Consider the following 17,810-nt stretch of genomic DNA (forward strand, 5'->3'; position numbering starts at 1 on the left):
AACGCGCCAGGCTGTAACGCCCAGCCCTTCGGCTGGCGGCCAGGAATGAAAACCACTGCTACACAATAAAATTCACTCAATCATTCGACCTGCGGGCGTTGGGCTCAAGCCGCCGTGCGCAGCATCATCTCACTTCAATCGCGAGCGTAAGGAATAAGGACATGAGTTGGTTAAGGGGCGCCCACGACCTTGCATATGTGGTCGGACGGGGTTCGCCCGCGCTTGGCGCCGGGCTCCAGCAGGACTGGGTGACGACCGGGGCAAATATGGGCGCGGCGGCCGGGAAATTTACTTGGTACCTGCGGGACAAGTTCGAGATACTCAAGACCGGATTGGCTAAACCGGGGCCTACCCCGACCCCGACAGCCATCATCGACTTAGCGATGGTCGCCGTCGCCGCCTTAGACATGGTGAATGGTTTTCTGGCAGCCGACCAGGGCGGCGCATTCAGCACGGGGAAAGACAGGTTCGAGAACCTGCGTCTCACGCAGGAGCTGGCCAACCCGGACCCCGCGAAGTGGGATGGTGATGCGGCGAAATCGTATGCGGCCGTGAATGATCACCTGAAGAATCTCGCGGATATCTTGCAAGAACTGGACAAGCAGACGCAACAATGCGTCGCAGACCACGCCGCAACGATTCAACAGGCGCACCGGGTCATTGCATTGTCGCTGTTGGCGCTCCAAGTTGCTCAGGCCGCGGCTTTACTTATGTGGTCGTGGCCAGTGATCGGCCCGGCTTGGTCAGTTGCGTTCCAATCCGTCACGGTTTCTGCGATATCGCTGACCATCACCAGCTACGAGTTCCGAGTGATGAACTCTTCGGGAGAGACAGCACGTAAGTTCGACGCGCTCGCGCACGAGTACAAAAGCATCGCTGACCGGGCAGCGCCCACAGGGACTTTCGCGACGATTGAGGTGCTGGGTGCGGATAAGACCTACACTCCCGACCTACCGGCCATCTCAGACGCGCTGTCGGACTTCTCCGCGCCGCCCAGCATTGCGCGGCTGGCCCAAATATCCGGCCAGGTAGTCACGCCCGACGAGCAAAACCGGCGCGGCGCCCGCTTCAGTGACACTGAAGCCCTAGGTCAGCGTGCGTCCAAGGCGACGCCGACCGCCGTTGATCGGCCCGCGATGACCGGGCAGTTCGCGGACAGTTCCAGGCAGGTCCCCCAGCAATTGAACTCGGTTAACCAGACCATGGGGTCCGCACAGCCGCTCGCCTCGGTGAGACAACCCGCAAAACCCGCCGGCGCGCGGGATGCCGGCGTCGCCGAAGCGGGCTCCGAGGGAGCGGAGCGTGCACCTGTCGATGCAGTGAAAAACCCAGAAGTCAAGCAAGTCAATCGCATTCGCTGAAGCAGCGGGTGTAGCAACTCGAAGATTAGGAGACAATCATGATGAACCTGAACGTCGACCCAACACATCTGGCTAATCTGGCAAAGCGTCAGGATGCAGCGGCCGCCACCGCGCTCAACGCGGCCAAGACGACCGACACCGTTCCACAGTGGCTTTGGGTAACCCACGGCGTCATCAGCTGGGGATCGAACATTGCGGGAAGCGGTCTGGTGAACCAGCGTCGCGCGGCGGGCGTCGCGCTGGCGAAGGCGGCCGCTGATCTGTCCGCAAAACTACGCGCGGCCGAGGAAACGTATCAGGGTGTCGACGGGGAGCTGCGCGAAAACCTCGACGGCCAGGCGCAGCCGAAATAGTGATTGCCCGTTAGCAATTCAGACATAGGAGAAGAAGAAATGCCTCAGTACTTTGGAAATGATGACGAGCAGGGCGGTCTTGCCGCGGCGCTGAACTTCTCGGGCTCAGGCAAAGCCGCCGCCGACGATGGCGGTGGTGTCGCCGGCGCGTTACCGGGCTACCCACCGGCCCAGCCCAGCGAGACCGGATCCGGACTGGATGCCGTCCGTTCGCAGACCGCCAAAGACGAGCCGGAAGAAAATGACAACGAGGTGGACGGAAGCCCGCTCTTCGCGGTGACCAACCCACCGAAGACGGTGTCGGTGGCGGCGCTGATGGACGGAAGAACCCAACGGGTCCGTCTGTCGTCGAAGGTGACGAACATGACCGAATCCGAGCTGGCGGCCGAGATCGTCGTTCTTGCGGGCTTGGCTCGCCAAAAGGGGTTGGCCGGCCAATGGAATCTGCTCGGAAACGCCGCGCTGCCGGAGGCCATGCATGAGATCGGGATCGCCGATGGCGAGGCGCTGCGCGATTTCGTGACGGATTTCTTGCCCTTGCCGACGCCGGACAGCGCCGCCGCGACACAGGCAGAGGTGTTCGCCGCTCGGTACCCGCACGCTGACGGCTGACCCTGCCCGTCGAGCGTGCGTCTACGACCTCGAGTGTGCGCTCAGGCCGGAAAACCCGCCGAAATCCCACCCAGGGCGCACAGTCAAAACCCTGAGCGCACGCTCAAAAGCAAAGGGGGCTATACGCGTTCGAGGTAGAAGTAATAGTGGCGGCCGTTGTCCAGCACGCCCTTGCCGTTCATGATGCCCATCACGGCCTGGTCGTCGATCTTCTTGAAGTGGTCGTGCACCGGAGCCCCGTCGTAGACCATCGTGGCGGTGACCTCGCCGCGGAAGTCTTCCAGCCACAGGCTGGCCTCGCCGTTCATCCGCTCCACGTTGGAGTACTTGTTGCCGTCGCCGTCGAGACACACCAGCGGCTGGCAGTCCGAGACCGACTTGAAGTTCTTGCCGAACCAGCGGAGTTTTTCGAGCATGCCGTTCGCGCGGTGTCCGGTCGGAAAGTCCCCGCCCTTCCATTCGCCGATCATCTCGTCAATGGTCGCGGGCTCCAGCGTCGCCCAGAAATCGTCGAGCTCGGCGTCGGTAATGTCGGTCCGGGCTTTCAACTCGTTGAAGTTCTTGCGGGCCAAGCTCATTCGTCAACCTCCGGGTGTCTCATCCAATCGCGGGCAAACGCCAGCAGCGCATCGTTTTCTTCGGGCGCACCGATCGAGACGCGGACCCCGTCGTCGCCGTACTGGCGAACCACGATGCCTGCGTCGGCTGCGCGTGTGACGAAGTCCCGGGTGCGCGGGCCGAGTGGCAACCAGACGAAGTTCGCCTGCGACGGCGGCAAGGTGAATCCGGCGTCCCGCAGCCCGGCGCTCACCCGAACCCGGTCGGCAACCAAAGCGTCTGTGCGGGCCAACAATTCGTCTGCGGCATCCAGCGACGCGATCGCGGCCGCCTGCGAGACGTTCGTCACCGAGAACGGCACGAACACCTGGTCCAAGGCCGTGATCACGTCGGGGTGGCCGACCGCGTAGCCGACGCGCAGGCCGGCCAGCCCGTAGGCCTTCGAAAAGGTACGCAGCACAACGACATTACGGCGGGCGCGGACCAGGCCCAGGCTGTCGGGCAGCATGCCGTCGCGGATGTATTCGACGTAGGCCTCGTCGATCGCGATGACGATGTGCGACGGAACCGCCTCGACGAAGCGGATCAGCGCGTCGGGATCGACGACGGTCGAGGTCGGGTTGTTGGGATTGCAGACGAAGATCAGCCGGGTGCGCTCGGTGATCGCGGCCAGCATCGCGTCGAGGTCGAAGGTGTGGTCGGTCAGCGCCACCTTGACGGCGGTCGCGCCGGCGACCTGAACCAGCGGCGGGTAAAGCTCGAAGCTGCGCCAGCCGAAGATCACCTCGTCGCCCGCCGAGGCGGTGATCTGCACCAGCTGCTGGCACAGGCTCACCGAGCCGGCGCCGACGGCGATGTGCTCGGGGTCGAAACCCGAACCGACATGCTTGGCCAGCGCCGCCTTGAGTTGGACGCAGCCGTTGTCCGGATAGCGGTTGACGATGTCGGTCGCTTGCTCGATGGCGGCGCGGACACTGGGCAGCGGGCCGAACACCGTCTCGTTGCTGGCCAGTTTCATCGAACCCGGCACGGTCTTACCAGGAACGTAAACTGGCAGCCCGGCCAGCTCAGGCCGTAGGCGGGCAGTCACTTCGACAGCATATGTCCCCGCTGTGTACGCTATGCCTCCGGCGGTTCAGGGACGCCCGCGTCGAGTCGGGTACCCTCATGAAGTCCAAGGGAGGCGTGCCAGAGCGGCCGAATGGGGCTCACTGCTAATGAGTTGTCCCCCTCAAAGGGGACCGGAGGTTCAAATCCTCTCGCCTCCGCTGAAGTCCTTTCGGGGACACAACTGAAGTACCGGCGCCCGTAGCTCAACGGATAGAGCATCTGACTACGGATCAGAAGGTTAGGGGTTCGAATCCCTTCGGGCGCGCTCATTGTTCGAGCCTGTAGTTTCGCAGGCCTTTACTCGTACTTTCCCTGCAGATTTACCGGCTCGCGGACGCGTAAGCCGCGCTACTGCCGTGGCGCGTCCGAAAGTTTCTCCGCCGATTTCTCGGTGAGGTTCACTACTTCGGACTCGGCCAGCCGGTCGCCGGTGCCGGCGTCGCGCGCTTCCAGCTTCCACTCGCCGGCGGCGATGCCATTGCCGTCCAGCCACCCCCGGCACGCCTGCGTCAACTCCGCCGGGCTGTCCAGTTCGCGGTGGGTGTACGGGTCGTGGTCGTACTCCGCCCAGCTTCCGGCCTCCCGGCGCATCAGCGCATGCGTTACCAGCAGGTGCGTACGGCACCTCGCGGACCGGTCATGGACACTGCCCGGTTGGGTGGGGAAGTACGCGCTACAGACCTGGCAGGTTCTCATCACGTGGTCAGGCTGGTCTTCCGCCGCGATCGGTCTGAACGCCAGGGCGTCCGCCGGGAATCCATGGTCGTCTTCCGTGCTCATCAGCCGCTCCTCGAGCCGTGGCTTCGGGATTTTGACGATAACCCTTGTCGCGCACGGCTGAGGCCGCCGGCTAATGCGGTAAGCCGTTGTTCGGCAAGACGTCAACGCGTGGCTAGAAAGCCCCCGGGAAACCCGGTGCCCCTACGCGTCGCCGTCGTCGGACGCGCTCGACCCAGACTGTTCGGGCATCGGCCCGACCGTCGCGATCATCGGGATTTTCAGCGTCTTACCGCCGGCGATCGGCAGGTGCACCGCGAAGAACACGATCTTCAGCTCCACGCTGACCTGCCGCATGGGCTGGGCGTAGAGGTCAAAGCGCATGTCCCGCAGCCGCGCCAGGCCGCGTTCAAGCCGACTCATGGCCTCGACCCTACCGGCCCGCTACGGACGTGGATCGAACGGACGACGCGTCGGCACGGTGACGGTCTGGGTGACCGTGCTGGTCTCCGTGCTCGGTGACAGCGTGACTGTGCTCGTCGGCGGGACGGTCGTCGTCGGGACGGTCGTCGTCGGGGTGTCCGTGCTCGACGGTGGCGCCGTCTCGGTCACGGTCTGGGTCGGCGGGGGCGCGCCGCCGCCTGCGGGTGGGTGGTGCCGCGTGGGCTCCGCCGCGGTGGTTGTCACCGTCGTCGTGGGCGACGGCGTGGGCGTCGTCGTGGTGGTCGGACTCGGCGCGGGCGAACCGCTCACCAGCGTCACGATCGCGTAGGCCACCAGGCCCAGCACGATGACGCCCAGGGCGCCCGCAGCGACCAACGCCGCCGGGCGCCGGTACCAGGGTGTCGGGGGCTGCGGCTCGGGGTCATAACCCCCCTGGTCATAACCGCCGCCGTACGGCGCGGCCTGCGTCGGCTCGTACTCGGAGTAGTTGTCGGGTTCCTCGGGATAGGGAGGCACGTCCAAAGATGCTAGCCGCTGCCGATCTGGGCTAGCGCGCGCTCGAACAGATGCACCGTGGCCGCATGCAGTTGATCGCCGACTTCCTTCTCGGCCTTCCCGGCACATGCCCGGGCCAGCGTGCCCTCGATGACGATGCCCAGCTTGAAACAGGCCAGCACGGTGTACCAGGTGATGTGCGACAGATCGCGGGTGGTGTTGGCGGCGTAACGCCAGAACAGCTCGTCGGTGCTGGCCAACCCGTCCTGACCGCCCAGCGCGTGGCTGAACACGCTGGTTCCGTCGTCTTGCCGCCAAGTAGCCAGCAGCCAACCCAGATCCAGCAGCGGGTCACCGATCGTGCACATCTCCCAGTCGACGATCGCCACCACGTCCGGCCCGGTAGGGGAGAACATCACGTTGGCCGCGTGATAATCACCGTGCATGATGCCGGGCTTCCAGGTCGCAGGTCGGTGGCGTTCCAGCCACGCCGACACTTCCTCGATCCCCGGGATATCCGGACCGGGGTAGCCGTCGTACTCGCGGTAGGAGTCCAGCTCCGAAAGCCACCGCGGCACCTGACGTTCCAGGAAACCCTCCGGCTTACCGAAATCGGCCAGGCCCACCGCGACGTGGTCGATGGCGCCCAGCTTCGCCAGCGAGTCGGCCATCGACAGCCCCATGCCATGCCGCACGCTGGCATCGCCGGCATGCAGCGCCGGCAGTCCCTCGCCGGCGTTGAACCCGTCGACCGGGTCCATCAAATAGAAAACGGCATCGCCCAGCACGCCGGTGTCCTCGCACGCCGCGATCAGGTGCGGGTGTGGCACGTCGGAACCGGCAAGTGCTGCAAGGACTTTGGTTTCCCGCAGGATCACGCTGTTGCTGCGCGGACGCAGGTGTCGTGGCCCACGCCGCAATACATAGGGCCGCCCTGACCTGGTGAACCGCAGCATCACATTCTGTGTTCCGCCCGTGACTGCCGAAACCTCCTGCAACGGTCCGTCGCCCAGCCCCTGCTCGGACATCCATTCCGCGACCGCGTTCAAGTCCACCTGCTCCACGCCGCAGAACCTACTCCGCGGCCGCGGCCCCCCTCACCTGTGGACCCTCTGTGAAGACAGCGCATGTCACCGAATGCGAGTGCCAAGCCGCGTCGGCGACTGGAAGAATAGTGAACGCAATCGACTATCAGGGTGAAAGAGGACTGGCGATGCCGCGTACCGACGACGATTCTTGGGACATCACTCAGAGTGTGGGTGCCACCGCACTCGGCGTGGCGGCCGCCCGCGCCGCCGAGACCGAGAGCGAAAACCCGCTGATCAACGACCCGTTCGCCCGCGTCTTCGTGGACGCCGCGGGGGAGGGGATGTGGAGTGTCTACGCAAATTCGGACGTGCGGGCCAAGCTGGTCGAGATCGAACCGGACGCGCAGAACCGGCTGAAGCTGATGGTCGACTTCATGGCAACCCGGACCGCGTTTTTCGACGAGTTCTTCCTGGGTGCCGCCGACTCCGGTGTCCGGCAGGTGGTGATCCTGGCCTCTGGGCTGGATGCCCGCAGCTGGCGGCTGCCTTGGCCGGAGGGCACCGTGGTCTACGAGTTGGACCAGCCCAAGGTGCTGGAGTTCAAGGGCGCGACGCTGCGTGAGCACGGTGCGCATCCGACCGCTCAGCTGGTCAACATCGCCATCGACCTGCGCCAGGATTGGCCAAAGGCCCTGCAGGATGCGGGTTTTGACGCATCCAAGCCGAGCGCCTGGTCTGCCGAGGGATTGGTGCGGTACCTACCCGCGCAGGCCCAGGACCTGTTGTTTGAGCGCATAGTCTCGCTGAGCGCGCCCGGCAGCTGGCTGGCCTCCAACGTTCCGGGAGAGGGCTTCTCCGATCCCGAGAAGGTGCGGCGGCAGCGGGAGGACATGCACCGCATCCGCGTCACGGCCGCCAAGCTGATCGACGCGGAGATAACGGATTTCGACGAACTGTGGTACCCGGAGAAGCGCACGGCCGTCGACAGCTGGCTGCGCGATCGCGGCTGGGACGTACTGTCGTTGAACTTCCCGGAGCTGATGGCTCGCTACCACCGCAGCATCCCGCCGGGCTCCGAGGACTCGATGCCGCCCACCCAGTTCATCTCCGCACGACTCCAGGCGTGATCACGATCCGCTGATCGGCGTCGGTGTCGTTCCATGCGGCTTCGACATCGGCAAGCGGCACCGCACGAGTGTCGAGTTCGAAAGCACCCCGGCCGATTTCGGCGGCAATCGCCGGCAGTTCGGCCAGGATGTCGCGGGTCGGTACCGAGCCCTGTCCACTGCCGACGATCTGCAGACGCACGGCACGCAGTGCCGCAGAGAAGATTTCGGCCGACGGTCCCGCCACCGAGCCGATCTCGATCCAGGTAAGCGGCTTGCCGTGATCGGATCGGCGCGTCGCGATACCGGCCATCAGCTGGGCCGTGATCGGGCCCCACAGGTAGTCGATCACGACGTCGACGTCACGTGCGGCGTGCGCGAGATCGTCTGTCCCCGAGGCATTGTCGATCCGCACGACGGCATCGGCGCCCAACTTTGCCAGTGTCGCCAGCCGCCGCGCGTCGCGACCGGCCCCGATCACGTGCCCGGCGCCGAGCTGTTTGGCGACCTGCACGGCCATCCGGCCCGAGCTTCCCGTGGCGCCGAGAATCAGCACGGACTGACCGGGCTCGAAGACGATGCGCCGGCGCAGGCCCAACCACGACGACATGACGGGGTTCATCGCTGCGGCCACCAAGATGGGGTCGGTGTCGTCCGGAAGAACGATGCTGCGGCGCTGGTCGATGACCGTCTGCTCGGCCATCGCGCCCATCGTGGTGTCGGGCAGCACGAAGTAGCGCAGCGTGCCGTCGGGCGCGCGTCCGACTCCGTCGACGCCAGGGACCAGGGGCAATTCCCCAGTGCTGGTGTAGTGCGAGCCGTTGGCCTGAGACCGCACCCGCGGATGTAGGCCGGCGGCGATCACGTCGACGACCATTTCGCTGGGGTTTTGTGTTGTAGGACTGGGGAATTCACGACAGACGGGAGGCCTGTCGAAGCTGGTGACGACGGCTGCGCGCATGGCAATCCTCTTCCTTGTGCTTCCAGATTTAGTTCGTAACGCGAACTAGAGTAGATGGCTTTACGAACTATTTCAAGGTATGCTCGACGCTGTGGAGACCGATGACGATCTCAGGGACACCCTCGTGCAGGTGTCATTCGGAGTGATCGCGGTGCTGAATCGTGTTGCCGCCGAGCATGATCTGTCCTTAACCCAACTGCGGGTCCTGGGGATTCTGCGTGATCGCGAACCGGTAATGGCAGACCTTGCGTCGTATCTCGGCCTGGAGCGATCGACCGTCAGCGGGCTCATCGACCGCGCGGTCCAGCGCGGACTGGTGCGCAAGACCACCGATGCCGTCGATGGTCGTTCGGTACGGGTCAGCCTCACCGCGGAGGCGCGGCGGCTCGAGGTGCGCATCATCGCGCAGATCGGTGACCTGTTGGCGCCCATGACCGACGGGCTCAACGTCGCCGACCGCAAGCGGCTCACCGCGCTATTGGCGAAGATGCTTGAGCGTTAGGGTCGCGCTATGCCCGTCGGACCGCTCCAGTAAGCGATGTGTATCGGATCGCCGCGTCGATGCACACGTGAAACGGCTGGAGGGGCTGTCCAGGGCTTCCGAGAAACGCGCCGCGGACTGGCTGGCGGCCGGTCGATAGTGCGGGTCCGACACGGCCAAGAAGTTAGCCACGGCGAGGTTTAGACATGAGTCCAATGGGTATCGCTAGGCGACGGGAAATTCTTTCTCGAACACAACGGAGGTCACGATGCGTGGTCGCGGAATAATCGGCGCGATCGTCCTGGTGTGGCTGATCATAGGGGTATTCGCAGCATGGCAACGCGGGTACTTCGAAACAAGCCAAACGAATTGTGTCACCGCGGGAAACATCGCGCTGACAGTGGTCGCAGGGCCGTTGAACTATGGGGGTGTGAACCCCAAAGTCAGCGATTGCCATGTGCCGCAACCCAGTTCAATGCCCAGCAGTCTAGTGTCGCTCACGTAAAGGAAGTCGTCATGATCGTCTTAGGTGTCGTCCTGCTCATTCTCGGATATGTGTTCGCTATTCCTTTGCTGTGGACGATCGGCATTGTCCTGATCGTCATCGGCGCCGTCATGTGGATCCTCGGATCGGTCGGCCGCCCCGTGGCCGGCAGGCGGTATTGGTACTAGGTCCCGCCTGCTGTTTCACAGGACACGCAAAGGAACGTCATAGCGTCGGCCCAGTCCGACGCGGATACTGGAATCTGTGACGCAGCCTCGAACCTCCGTGGAGCGCGTTGTCATGTGCCGCGCCGACGGAAATCCGATCAACGTGCTGGTCGTGGACGACGAATCCGTGCTGGCCGAAATGGTGTCGATGGCGCTGCGGTATGAGGGCTGGAATATCGCGACCGCCGGCGACGGATCGTCGGCGATCGCCTCGGCTCGCGCCCAGCGTCCGGATGTCGTGGTACTCGACGTGATGTTGCCCGACATGAGCGGGCTCGACGTGTTGCACAAACTGCGCGAAGACAATCCACAGCTGCCGGTGCTGTTGCTGACGGCAAAGGACGCGGTGGAAGATCGCATCGCGGGGCTGACCGCGGGCGGCGACGACTACGTCACCAAGCCGTTCAGCATCGAAGAGGTGGTGCTGCGGTTGCGAGCGTTGTTGCGGCGCACCGGCGTTACCACGATCGACAGCGGTGCGCAGCTGGTGGTCGGCGACCTGGTGTTGGACGAGGACAGCCACGAGGTGACTCGTGCCGGCGAGCCGGTTTCGTTGACCTCCACCGAGTTTGAGCTGCTGCGGTTCATGATGCGCAATTCCAAGCGGGTGCTGAGCAAGGCGCAGATCCTCGATCGGGTGTGGAGTTACGACTTCGGCGGTCGTTCCAACATCGTCGAGCTCTATATCTCTTACTTACGCAAGAAGATCGACAACGGTCGCGAGCCGATGATCCACACGCTGCGCGGCGCGGGTTATGTCCTCAAGCCCGCCGTCTAGGGCGCGGCGAGTCTGGTCGCTTCGGCTACGGCTGCTGGTTGGCCAAGTCATCGTGCTCGCCCTGGTCTGTGTCGGGATCACCGCGGCGACCGAACTGTCGCTGAACCATCACTTGATGCGACAGCTCGACGGCCAGTTGGGCGGAACCTCGCATCGCTCGGCGCTGATGTACCCAGAGCCGAATCGTCCGGGCTGGCGTCACGACCACGGCTTCAACCCGCGGCCCGGTCCCGGTCCGCGGTTCCTCGACGCTCCCGGCCAGCCGGCGGGCATGGTCGCCGCGGTGGTCAGTGACGGCAAGACGGTCGACGCCGGCTACCTGACCAGCATTGGTTCGCGGGCCGCGCTGACCGATAAGGCCCAGCAGCAACTGGCGGCGATCGCCGGCAGCCGCAAGCCGGTGACGCTGGATCTCGACGGCCTCGGGCGGTACCGCGTCGTGGCCGCCCCGAGCCGGCGCGGTGGCGACTTGATCGTCACCGGCCTGTCCATGGAAGACGTCGACGCGACGCTGATCCAGATGCTGGCCATCTTCGGGATCGTCACCGTTATCGCATTGGCCGCAGCGACGATCGCCGGGATGGTGATCATCAGGCGAGCCCTGGCTCCGCTGCGGCGCGTCGCGCAGACCGCGCGCCGGGTTTCAAATCTGCCGCTGGACCGGGGTGAGGTCGAACTGCCGGTTCGCGTTCCCGAATCCGACGCCAACCCCTCCACCGAGGTGGGCCAATTGGGGTCGGCGCTGAACCGAATGCTGGACCACATCGCGTCCGCGCTGTCGGCCCGGCAGGCCAGCGAGACGAGGGTGCGGCAGTTCGTCGCCGATGCCAGTCACGAACTACGCACCCCGCTGGCCGCGATCCGCGGCTACACCGAACTCACCCAACGGATGGGCGACGATCGCGAGGCGGTGGCCCACGCGATGAGCCGCGTCGCGTCGGAGACCGAGCGGATCACGCGCCTCGTCGAGGACTTACTGCTATTGGCCCGGCTGGACTCGGGCCGGCCGCTGGAACGCGAGCCGGTTGACTTGTCGCGGGTGGCGGTCGACGCGGTCAGTGATGCGCATGTTGCGGGACCGGATCACCAGTGGGAACTCGACCTGCCCGAGGAGCCGGTGGTCGTCGTCGGCGATGCGGCGCGGCTGCACCAGGTGCTGACGAATCTGCTTGCAAACGCACGCATTCACACCGGTGCCGGGACTGTCGTCACGACGCGATTGAGCACCGAGCCGACGCACAGCGTGCTGCAGGTGATCGACGACGGGCCCGGCATTCCCGCGGCATTGCAGTCAGAGGTGTTCGAGCGGTTTGCCCGCGGCGATACCTCGCGTTCCCGCAAGGGCGGCAGCACCGGGCTGGGGCTGGCGATCGTCTCCGCCGTCGTCAAGGCGCATAACGGGACGATCACCGTCAACAGCGAACCGGGTCGTACCGAGTTCACGGTGCGGTTGCCACTCAACGCCATTTAGAAGGGTGGCAACCGCCCGCGGCCTCACTTAGCTAGTGCAGGTTACGTCGATCTCGAAGGGCTTGTTCACCGGCTGCGTCGGGTTTGCCATGTCGACGCCAGTGGCTGTCCCGGTGATCTTGTAACTGTTGCCGCTCTTGGTGGCCGAGGCATTGCCCCCGCCGCCGGCCGCGGCGTACGCGAGCGTCACGCCGTTGACATTGCCCAGCCCAACGGACGTCACCTGGGGCGGGTCGGCGTCGGTCAGCACCGCGGCGATGCCGGTCGCGGCGCCGCCGATGGCGATGTTGACGTTGCCGCCAACTTTCGAGCACACGACCGAGCCGCTGACGTTTTGGTCCTTGCCATCGATGATCACTTTGGTGCCACCACCGCCACCGGAACTGGCGGAAGTACTGGCACTCGACGAGGAACCACTCGAACTCTTCTTGTCGCTCGAACAGCCGGAAATGCCGGCGACCAGAATCGCTGCTCCGGCTACCGCGACCGTCAGTTCACGCTTCACCTGTTCTCCTTTGCCCGATCGTTGCGGTCCTCGACATTGAGGGCCGTCAAGGCAGTATGCGGGTTAACTGGATCGAAGGTCCAGAGGCTCCGGAAAGTGATTCTGTTTCCTAAAGTCACTTGACAAGACGCGCATTAGCGCTGCGGCTGAGGGCGGCGCAATGGCAAGGTATTGCCGTGGACCACAAACCCCCCACTGCGGTCATCGAGTCGGCGCATGGTGAACATGTTCTGCCCTGGGATGACACAACCGATTTCGACAACGCCGATCGTGGATTTATCGCCTCCCTGTCTCCCTGCGTCATCAAGGCAGCCGACGGACGGGTGGTGTGGGACAACGATGTGTACGCCTTCCTCGAAGGTCCCGCGCCAACTTCGGTGCACCCCAGCCTGTGGCGCCAATCGGGGTTGAACGCGAAACAGGGTCTGTACGAGGTGGTGCCGGGCATCTATCAGGTCCGCGGTTTCGATATCTCCAACATCACTTTCATCGAGGGCGACACCGGGATTATCGTCATCGATCCGTTGGTCTCCACCGAGGTTGCCGCCGCCGCGCTGGACCTCTACCGCACCCACCGCGGCGCCGAGCGCCCAGTCGTCGCGGTGATCTACACCCACAGTCACGTCGACCATTTCGGCGGTGTGCTGGGGGTGACCTCGCAGGCGGATGTGGATGCCGGGACGGTGGCCGTGCTGGCACCCGAAGGGTTCACCGCGCATGCGGTGCAGGAGAACGTCTACGCGGGTCCGGCCATGCTGCGACGCGCAACCTATATGTACGGAAGCCTGCTGCAGCGCGGACCGCAGGAGCAGGTGGGTTGTGGGCTCGGTCAGATTCCGTCGGCGGGTGAGGTCGCGATCATCGTGCCCACCATCGACATTCGGGAAACCGGTGAAACGCACACCATCGACGGCGTGCAGATCGAGTTCCAAATGGCGCCGGGCACCGAGGCTCCCGCCGAGATGCATTTCTATTTCCCGCGTTTCCGTGCGTTGTGCATGGCCGAGAACGCCACCCACAACCTGCATAATCTGCTGACCTTGCGCGGAGCACTGGTCCGCGACCCGCACGCCTGGGCGGGATATCTGACCGAGGCCATCGATGCCTTCGGCGGTCGCGCCGATGTGGTGTTCGCCTCGCACCACTGGCCGACCTGGGGACAGGAAAACATCGTCAAGTTCTTGTCGCTGCAGCGCGACCTCTACGCCTACCTGCACGACCAGACGTTGCGCCTGCTCAACCAGGGCTACACCGGAGTCGAGATCGCCGAAATGTTCCAGATGCCACCGGCTTTAGATCAGGTGTGGCATACCCGCGGCTACTACGGATCGGTAAGCCACAATGTCAAGGCGGTCTACCAGCGGTACATGGGTTGGTTCGACGGCAACCCGGGACGGCTCTGGCCGCATCCTCCCGAGGCCCTCGCCCCCCGCTACGTCGACGCGATGGGTGGGATCGATCGTGTCGTCGAGTTGGCCCAAACGGCGTTCGACGCCGGTGATTTCCGTTGGGCCGCAACGTTGCTTGACCATGCGGTCTTCACCGACAGTGAGCACACCGCGGCTCGAGCGCTCTACGCCGACACCCTCGAGCAACTGGGCTACGGCGCCGAGAACGCGACGTGGCGCAACTTCTTCATGAGCGGGGCCACCGAATTGCGTGAGGGCAACTTCGGGACCGCGGGTCAGGTCACGTCGTCGACGATGCTTTCCCAACTGACGCCCGAGCAGATCTTCGACGGCCTCTCGATTCGCGTCAACGGCCCCCGCAGCTGGGATCTCGATATCGCCATCGACATCTCTTTCGCCGACCTGGCCACGAATTATCGGCTCGCCCTGCACAACGGCGTGCTCGTCTATCGCAACGTCGCGGCCGACCCCGCGACCGCGACGGTTACGGTCAAGCTGGACACCAAGTTTCGGTTGCTGAAGACGGCCATGGGCGACTTCACCTCACCGGGTCTGGAAGTCTCCGGCGACCAGAACGCACTGCAGGCGTTTCTCGATGTTCTCGACGAGCCGAACCCGAAGTTCAACATCGTCACGCCGTAACCGTCACATCCGCCTCCTGCGCCCCACCGGGAGGTGGACCACGTTATTTGCCCACCTCTGAGCGACAATCGTGTGCCCGACCGAAGCTGCCGGACGTGTTGTCGCTCAGAGGTGGGCAAAAGGGCGATTGTCCTGTGCAGCGACCACTGTGGCAGGAGGGAGTGATCGCGTCACGCGACGTCGATGACCACCTTGCCCAGCACCTTGCGGTCGGCGACGTATCGCAATGCCGCCGGCGCCTCGGACAGCGGGAATCGCGCGCCGATGTAGGGGCGCACCGTGCCGTCGGCGAACATCTGTGTCAGCTCTTCGATGTCGCGGACGAATTCCCTCGGGTAGTCGGCCATGAACGTACGGATCTCCATGCCGCGCACGCAGATGTCCTTGAGCATAACGAGATTGAGCGGGATCGCCGGGATGCTGCCCGCCGCATAACCGAGGGTGACAAAGGTGCCGCCGCGGGCCAGGGCGCGCAGCGCCGGCTCCGAATACGATCCCCCGACGGGGTCCAGGACCACCCGCGCCGCATCTGCGGTGAGTTCACGGATCCGCAATTTGAGGTCCTCGCGGTCGTAGTCCACGACGGCCTCGGCGCCGCGCTGCCGGCACAGTTCCAGCTTCTCCGGGCTCGACGCCGCGGCGAGTACCCGCGCCCCCATCGCCACCGCCAGATCAACGGCGGCCAGACCCACTCCACCCGCGGCACCCAGCACGACGACCCAATCACCTTGCTGCACAGCGGCGGTCGTGCGCAGCGCATGATAAGCGGTGCGGTAGGTCACGCCGAAGGCCGCGGCCGACGCGAAGTCGGCGTCGTCGGGCACCAGCGATGCCTGCGTCGAGTCGAGCAGTGCCTGCTCGGCGAATGCTCCGAATGTGGTGCCGGCCACCCGCTGACCGGGGCTGAAAGGAGCGCCCTCTCCGACGGAGAGCACCTCCCCGGCAATCTCATTGCCCGGGATGAACGGCGGTGGGATCTTGACCTGATACTTGCCGGCGATGAATAGCACATCGGGGAAATTGACCGCCGCGGCGTGCACCCGCACCAGCACCTGGCCGGGCGCCGGGACGGGCTCCGGAACATCGTCGAGCACCAGGCTCTCCGGCGGCCCGTAGCTGCGACAGACGACAGCACGCATCAATTGGCTCCTAACCCGTTGAGACAGAACCGCACCACGTGTGCGATGTCGTCGGGCTCGGGCCGAACGGCCGAGTCCATGTATCGGCGCATCGTCGCCGCGGTGCAGCAGAACACCGCTTCGACGTCGCGCTCGACGTCGGTACTTCCCAGTGCCGCCACCGGTTCGATCAACAGCTCGCGCAAGGGGTACATCATTGCGTGATCGACCGTGCGCCAGTTCGTCGCGGCAGCCATCTGACCGGCCGCGGCGCGGCTTTTCCTGATCAGGTCGGGCTCGGCGACCTGTGCCAGCGTACCCTCGATCCAGCGGGCGATCTTGTCCCGCGGTTGCCGTTCCTTGGCCATCTGGTGCTGAAGGTAGGACACGACGATTCCGACGCCACGCTCCATCACCGCGAGGATGAGATCGTCTTTGCCGGCAAAGTACCGGTAGAAAGCCTTGTTCGACGACCCGGCCTCGGCGACGATGTCGCTGACACGCGGCTCATCGGGTGCGACGCGCTCCATTACCCGCACCGCGGCGGCCAGGATTCGCTCGACCTCCGCAGTGGCTCCCCGCTGGCGCTCGTCGAGGGCACGTTCGACGGCCGCGGCGACCCTGTCGGTCATGGCGAATGTGGTTGTGCCGGAACGCTACCGACCAGGGCGCCGTACTTCTGCCGGGCAGCGTCGCGGCGCACATCCAGCATTTCGCTCGGCCATTCGCCCTCCTCGGCCTCGTACTGTTTGAGGAGCATGCGAGCCAGGTTGACCTTGTGCGCCTCGGTGGGTCCGTCGGCAAGCCCGAGCGCGATGCCGCCCAGCAGCACGTTCACCAGCGGCAGCTGGTCGGTGAGCCCGAGCGCACCGTGCACCTGAATCGCCCGCAGCGCAATTGATTTCAGCACCTGAGAGGCCAGGATCTTACAGGCGCCGATCTCGGCGCGTGCGCCCTGCTCGTCGCCATTGTCGATCAGCCAGGCGGCGTGCAGCACCGTCAGCCGAAACGGGATCAGCTCGGTGTAGGAATCCGCGACGAACTCCTGCACGAGTTGCTTGTCAGCCAGCGGGCTGCCTTGGGTGAAGCGGCTTTTCGCGCGCCGTGCCATCATGTCGACGGCGCGCTGCGCCATCCCGATCGATCGCATCGCGTGATGCAGTCGGCCGCCGGCCAGCCGGGTCTGCAGAATCAGGAAGCCCTGACCGGCTTCACCGAGCAACGCATCCGCCCCCACCCGCACCCCGTCATAGTGCACCAGCGAATGCCCTGGTTCGTGCGGGTCCGCGCCCACCAGATGATGGTTGGCTTCCAGTTTCAGCCCCTCGGTCCCGGCGGGGATCAAGAATGTCGAGGCGCCGCGGTGGACCGGCACGTCGGGATCGGTGATCGCGACGACGATGAAGAACGACGCGACAGCAGCGTTGGAGGAGAAGTACTTTCGCCCGGTGATCACCCAGTCGTCGCCGTCGCGCACGGCGCGGGTGGTGAACACGCGCGGGTCCGCACCGCCTTGCGGCTCGGTCATCGAGAAGCAGGAGAAGATCTCCCCGGACAACAACCCGGACAGATAGCGATCCTTTTGCTCCTGTGTTCCGAAGCGCGCGATGATCTCCGCGTTGCCGGTATCGGGTGCTTGGGTTCCGAAGACGATCGGCGCCCACGGGCTGCGCCCGAGGATCTCATTGATCAACGTCAGCTTGACCGCGCCGAAGCCCTGCCCACCCAGTTCCGGTCCCAAATGTGGTGCCCACAGGCCATTGTCGCGGACCTGCTGCTTGAGTGGATCGACGATGCGCCGGCGCTCGTCGTTGAGCGGCAGGAACTCGCAGCCCGGAAACAGCACCTCGAGCGGTTCCACCTCTTCGCGGACGAACTCGCGAACCCACGCCAGCTTCTTCTCGAACTCTGGCTCGGTAGAGAAGTCCCATGACATGTGAATACTCCCGCC

21 protein-coding genes and 2 tRNA genes are annotated in these 17,810 nt (G+C 64.8%); 12 read left to right on the plus strand and 11 right to left on the minus strand.

Annotated elements, in window-relative coordinates:
• Nucleotides 1–161: 161 nt before the first annotated feature.
• From ACAG21_RS18835 to ACAG21_RS18845, 3 genes are read left to right on the plus strand one after another with little or no spacing between them, the layout of a single operon-like run.
• On the plus strand, nucleotides 162–1,361 hold the full coding sequence (locus ACAG21_RS18835; RefSeq protein WP_370497768.1) for an EspA/EspE family type VII secretion system effector: 1,200 nt from the start codon (nucleotides 162–164) through the stop codon (nucleotides 1,359–1,361).
• Nucleotides 1,362–1,402: 41 nt separating this feature from the next.
• On the plus strand, nucleotides 1,403–1,714 hold the full coding sequence (locus ACAG21_RS18840; RefSeq protein ID WP_370497769.1) for a type VII secretion target: 312 nt from the start codon (nucleotides 1,403–1,405) through the stop codon (nucleotides 1,712–1,714).
• 39 nt (nucleotides 1,715–1,753) lie between these two features.
• Nucleotides 1,754–2,326 (plus strand): DUF2694 domain-containing protein, encoded by a 573-nt coding sequence (locus ACAG21_RS18845; RefSeq protein ID WP_370497770.1) that lies wholly within the window; start codon nucleotides 1,754–1,756, stop codon nucleotides 2,324–2,326.
• A gap of 119 nt (nucleotides 2,327–2,445) precedes the next feature.
• On the opposite strand, the gene ACAG21_RS18850 is transcribed toward ACAG21_RS18845, so the two are convergent.
• Nucleotides 2,446–2,904, minus strand: coding sequence for a DUF4334 domain-containing protein (locus tag ACAG21_RS18850; RefSeq protein ID WP_370497771.1), 459 nt, complete (start codon nucleotides 2,902–2,904; stop codon nucleotides 2,446–2,448).
• Nucleotides 2,901–3,974, minus strand: coding sequence for a pyridoxal phosphate-dependent aminotransferase (locus ACAG21_RS18855; protein ID WP_370497772.1), 1,074 nt, complete (start codon nucleotides 3,972–3,974; stop codon nucleotides 2,901–2,903). Before ACAG21_RS18855 ends, ACAG21_RS18850 begins: the two co-directional genes overlap by 4 nt.
• An 89-nt stretch (nucleotides 3,975–4,063) precedes the next feature.
• Here ACAG21_RS18855 and ACAG21_RS18860 point away from each other — a divergent pair.
• Nucleotides 4,064–4,152: transfer RNA gene (locus ACAG21_RS18860), tRNA-Ser, on the plus strand.
• A 34-nt stretch (nucleotides 4,153–4,186) separates the two neighbouring features.
• Nucleotides 4,187–4,259: transfer RNA gene (locus tag ACAG21_RS18865), tRNA-Arg, on the plus strand.
• An 83-nt stretch (nucleotides 4,260–4,342) separates the two neighbouring features.
• On the opposite strand, the gene ACAG21_RS18870 is transcribed toward ACAG21_RS18865, so the two are convergent.
• The 4 genes from ACAG21_RS18870 to ACAG21_RS18885 all read right to left on the minus strand — a co-directional run bounded on the left by ACAG21_RS18870 (nucleotide 4,343) and on the right by ACAG21_RS18885 (nucleotide 6,678).
• On the minus strand, nucleotides 4,343–4,774 hold the full coding sequence (locus ACAG21_RS18870; protein ID WP_370497773.1) for a hypothetical protein: 432 nt from the start codon (nucleotides 4,772–4,774) through the stop codon (nucleotides 4,343–4,345).
• A 141-nt stretch (nucleotides 4,775–4,915) separates the two neighbouring features.
• Nucleotides 4,916–5,134: a hypothetical protein gene (locus ACAG21_RS18875; RefSeq protein WP_370497774.1), complete on the minus strand. Its 219-nt coding sequence runs from the start codon at nucleotides 5,132–5,134 to the stop codon at nucleotides 4,916–4,918.
• Between the two features lie 21 nt (nucleotides 5,135–5,155).
• The gene (locus ACAG21_RS18880) at nucleotides 5,156–5,671 is read right to left on the minus strand and encodes a hypothetical protein (protein WP_370497775.1); all 516 of its coding nucleotides are present in this window, start codon (nucleotides 5,669–5,671) and stop codon (nucleotides 5,156–5,158) included.
• Between the two features lie 11 nt (nucleotides 5,672–5,682).
• The gene (locus ACAG21_RS18885) at nucleotides 5,683–6,678 is read right to left on the minus strand and encodes a phosphotransferase family protein (RefSeq protein ID WP_370497833.1); all 996 of its coding nucleotides are present in this window, start codon (nucleotides 6,676–6,678) and stop codon (nucleotides 5,683–5,685) included.
• Nucleotides 6,679–6,863: 185 nt separating this feature from the next.
• On the opposite strand from ACAG21_RS18885, the gene ACAG21_RS18890 reads away from it, so the two are divergent.
• Nucleotides 6,864–7,805 (plus strand): class I SAM-dependent methyltransferase, encoded by a 942-nt coding sequence (locus ACAG21_RS18890; protein WP_370497776.1) that lies wholly within the window; start codon nucleotides 6,864–6,866, stop codon nucleotides 7,803–7,805.
• On the opposite strand, the gene ACAG21_RS18895 is transcribed toward ACAG21_RS18890, so the two are convergent.
• Nucleotides 7,780–8,745, minus strand: a complete 966-nt coding sequence (locus ACAG21_RS18895; RefSeq protein WP_370497777.1) for a zinc-binding dehydrogenase — start codon at nucleotides 8,743–8,745, stop codon at nucleotides 7,780–7,782. The genes ACAG21_RS18890 and ACAG21_RS18895 overlap by 26 nt on opposite strands.
• Nucleotides 8,746–8,836: 91 nt before the next feature.
• On the opposite strand from ACAG21_RS18895, the gene ACAG21_RS18900 reads away from it, so the two are divergent.
• From ACAG21_RS18900 to ACAG21_RS18920, 5 genes are all read left to right on the plus strand, one after another.
• Nucleotides 8,837–9,247, plus strand: coding sequence for a MarR family winged helix-turn-helix transcriptional regulator (locus tag ACAG21_RS18900; RefSeq protein WP_370497778.1), 411 nt, complete (start codon nucleotides 8,837–8,839; stop codon nucleotides 9,245–9,247).
• 247 nt (nucleotides 9,248–9,494) lie between these two features.
• The gene (locus tag ACAG21_RS18905) at nucleotides 9,495–9,731 is read left to right on the plus strand and encodes a hypothetical protein (RefSeq protein WP_370497779.1); all 237 of its coding nucleotides are present in this window, start codon (nucleotides 9,495–9,497) and stop codon (nucleotides 9,729–9,731) included.
• A gap of 11 nt (nucleotides 9,732–9,742) precedes the next feature.
• On the plus strand, nucleotides 9,743–9,898 hold the full coding sequence (locus ACAG21_RS18910; protein ID WP_370497780.1) for a hypothetical protein: 156 nt from the start codon (nucleotides 9,743–9,745) through the stop codon (nucleotides 9,896–9,898).
• 112 nt (nucleotides 9,899–10,010) lie between these two features.
• Nucleotides 10,011–10,715, plus strand: a complete 705-nt coding sequence (locus ACAG21_RS18915; protein WP_370497834.1) for a response regulator transcription factor — start codon at nucleotides 10,011–10,013, stop codon at nucleotides 10,713–10,715.
• On the plus strand, nucleotides 10,693–12,186 hold the full coding sequence (locus tag ACAG21_RS18920) for a sensor histidine kinase (RefSeq protein WP_370497781.1): 1,494 nt from the start codon (nucleotides 10,693–10,695) through the stop codon (nucleotides 12,184–12,186). The genes ACAG21_RS18915 and ACAG21_RS18920 overlap by 23 nt, the downstream gene beginning before the upstream one ends.
• Nucleotides 12,187–12,213: 27 nt before the next feature.
• Here the strand turns inward: ACAG21_RS18920 and ACAG21_RS18925 are convergent, their stop codons facing one another.
• Nucleotides 12,214–12,690, minus strand: a complete 477-nt coding sequence (locus tag ACAG21_RS18925) for a lipoprotein LpqH (RefSeq protein ID WP_096290547.1) — start codon at nucleotides 12,688–12,690, stop codon at nucleotides 12,214–12,216.
• Nucleotides 12,691–12,860: 170 nt separating this feature from the next.
• On the opposite strand from ACAG21_RS18925, the gene ACAG21_RS18930 reads away from it, so the two are divergent.
• Nucleotides 12,861–14,741 (plus strand): alkyl/aryl-sulfatase, encoded by a 1,881-nt coding sequence (locus ACAG21_RS18930; protein WP_370497835.1) that lies wholly within the window; start codon nucleotides 12,861–12,863, stop codon nucleotides 14,739–14,741.
• A 170-nt stretch (nucleotides 14,742–14,911) separates the two neighbouring features.
• Here ACAG21_RS18930 and ACAG21_RS18935 read toward each other — a convergent pair whose 3' ends face one another.
• Genes ACAG21_RS18935 through ACAG21_RS18945 form a run of 3 tightly spaced genes read right to left on the minus strand, consistent with a single transcriptional unit; the run spans nucleotide 14,912 to nucleotide 17,795 of the window.
• Entirely contained in the window at nucleotides 14,912–15,880 is a 969-nt protein-coding gene (locus ACAG21_RS18935; protein ID WP_370497782.1) for an NADPH:quinone oxidoreductase family protein, read from the minus strand.
• Nucleotides 15,880–16,491, minus strand: a complete 612-nt coding sequence (locus ACAG21_RS18940) for a TetR/AcrR family transcriptional regulator (protein ID WP_370497783.1) — start codon at nucleotides 16,489–16,491, stop codon at nucleotides 15,880–15,882. Before ACAG21_RS18940 ends, ACAG21_RS18935 begins: the two co-directional genes overlap by 1 nt.
• A complete protein-coding gene (locus ACAG21_RS18945) occupies nucleotides 16,488–17,795 on the minus strand; it encodes an acyl-CoA dehydrogenase family protein (RefSeq protein WP_370497784.1) in 1,308 nt (435 codons plus the stop codon). Before ACAG21_RS18945 ends, ACAG21_RS18940 begins: the two co-directional genes overlap by 4 nt.
• Nucleotides 17,796–17,810: the final 15 nt, after the last annotated feature.

The sequence above is a fragment of the Mycobacterium sp. pR1184 genome (assembly GCF_041287235.1).
Lineage (GTDB): Bacteria > Actinomycetota > Actinomycetes > Mycobacteriales > Mycobacteriaceae > Mycobacterium.

Excerpts from the sequence above, each read along its gene's own strand:
- ACAG21_RS18910 (WP_370497780.1), top strand. The coding sequence starts at position 9,743 with ATGATCGTCTTAGGTGTCGTCCTGCTCATTCTCGGATATGTGTTCGCT.
- ACAG21_RS18875 (WP_370497774.1), bottom strand. The coding sequence starts at position 5,134 with ATGAGTCGGCTTGAACGCGGCCTGGCGCGGCTGCGGGACATGCGCTTT.
- ACAG21_RS18870 (WP_370497773.1), bottom strand. The coding sequence starts at position 4,774 with ATGAGCACGGAAGACGACCATGGATTCCCGGCGGACGCCCTGGCGTTC.
- ACAG21_RS18885 (WP_370497833.1), bottom strand. The coding sequence starts at position 6,678 with ATGTCCGAGCAGGGGCTGGGCGACGGACCGTTGCAGGAGGTTTCGGCA.
- ACAG21_RS18940 (WP_370497783.1), bottom strand. The coding sequence starts at position 16,491 with ATGACCGACAGGGTCGCCGCGGCCGTCGAACGTGCCCTCGACGAGCGC.
- ACAG21_RS18915 (WP_370497834.1), top strand. The coding sequence starts at position 10,011 with ATGTGCCGCGCCGACGGAAATCCGATCAACGTGCTGGTCGTGGACGAC.
- ACAG21_RS18895 (WP_370497777.1), bottom strand. The coding sequence starts at position 8,745 with ATGCGCGCAGCCGTCGTCACCAGCTTCGACAGGCCTCCCGTCTGTCGT.
- ACAG21_RS18850 (WP_370497771.1), bottom strand. The coding sequence starts at position 2,904 with ATGAGCTTGGCCCGCAAGAACTTCAACGAGTTGAAAGCCCGGACCGAC.
- ACAG21_RS18835 (WP_370497768.1), top strand. The coding sequence starts at position 162 with ATGAGTTGGTTAAGGGGCGCCCACGACCTTGCATATGTGGTCGGACGG.
- ACAG21_RS18945 (WP_370497784.1), bottom strand. The coding sequence starts at position 17,795 with ATGTCATGGGACTTCTCTACCGAGCCAGAGTTCGAGAAGAAGCTGGCG.
- ACAG21_RS18905 (WP_370497779.1), top strand. The coding sequence starts at position 9,495 with ATGCGTGGTCGCGGAATAATCGGCGCGATCGTCCTGGTGTGGCTGATC.
- ACAG21_RS18840 (WP_370497769.1), top strand. The coding sequence starts at position 1,403 with ATGAACCTGAACGTCGACCCAACACATCTGGCTAATCTGGCAAAGCGT.
- ACAG21_RS18890 (WP_370497776.1), top strand. The coding sequence starts at position 6,864 with ATGCCGCGTACCGACGACGATTCTTGGGACATCACTCAGAGTGTGGGT.
- ACAG21_RS18935 (WP_370497782.1), bottom strand. The coding sequence starts at position 15,880 with ATGCGTGCTGTCGTCTGTCGCAGCTACGGGCCGCCGGAGAGCCTGGTG.
- ACAG21_RS18845 (WP_370497770.1), top strand. The coding sequence starts at position 1,754 with ATGCCTCAGTACTTTGGAAATGATGACGAGCAGGGCGGTCTTGCCGCG.
- ACAG21_RS18920 (WP_370497781.1), top strand. The coding sequence starts at position 10,693 with ATGTCCTCAAGCCCGCCGTCTAGGGCGCGGCGAGTCTGGTCGCTTCGG.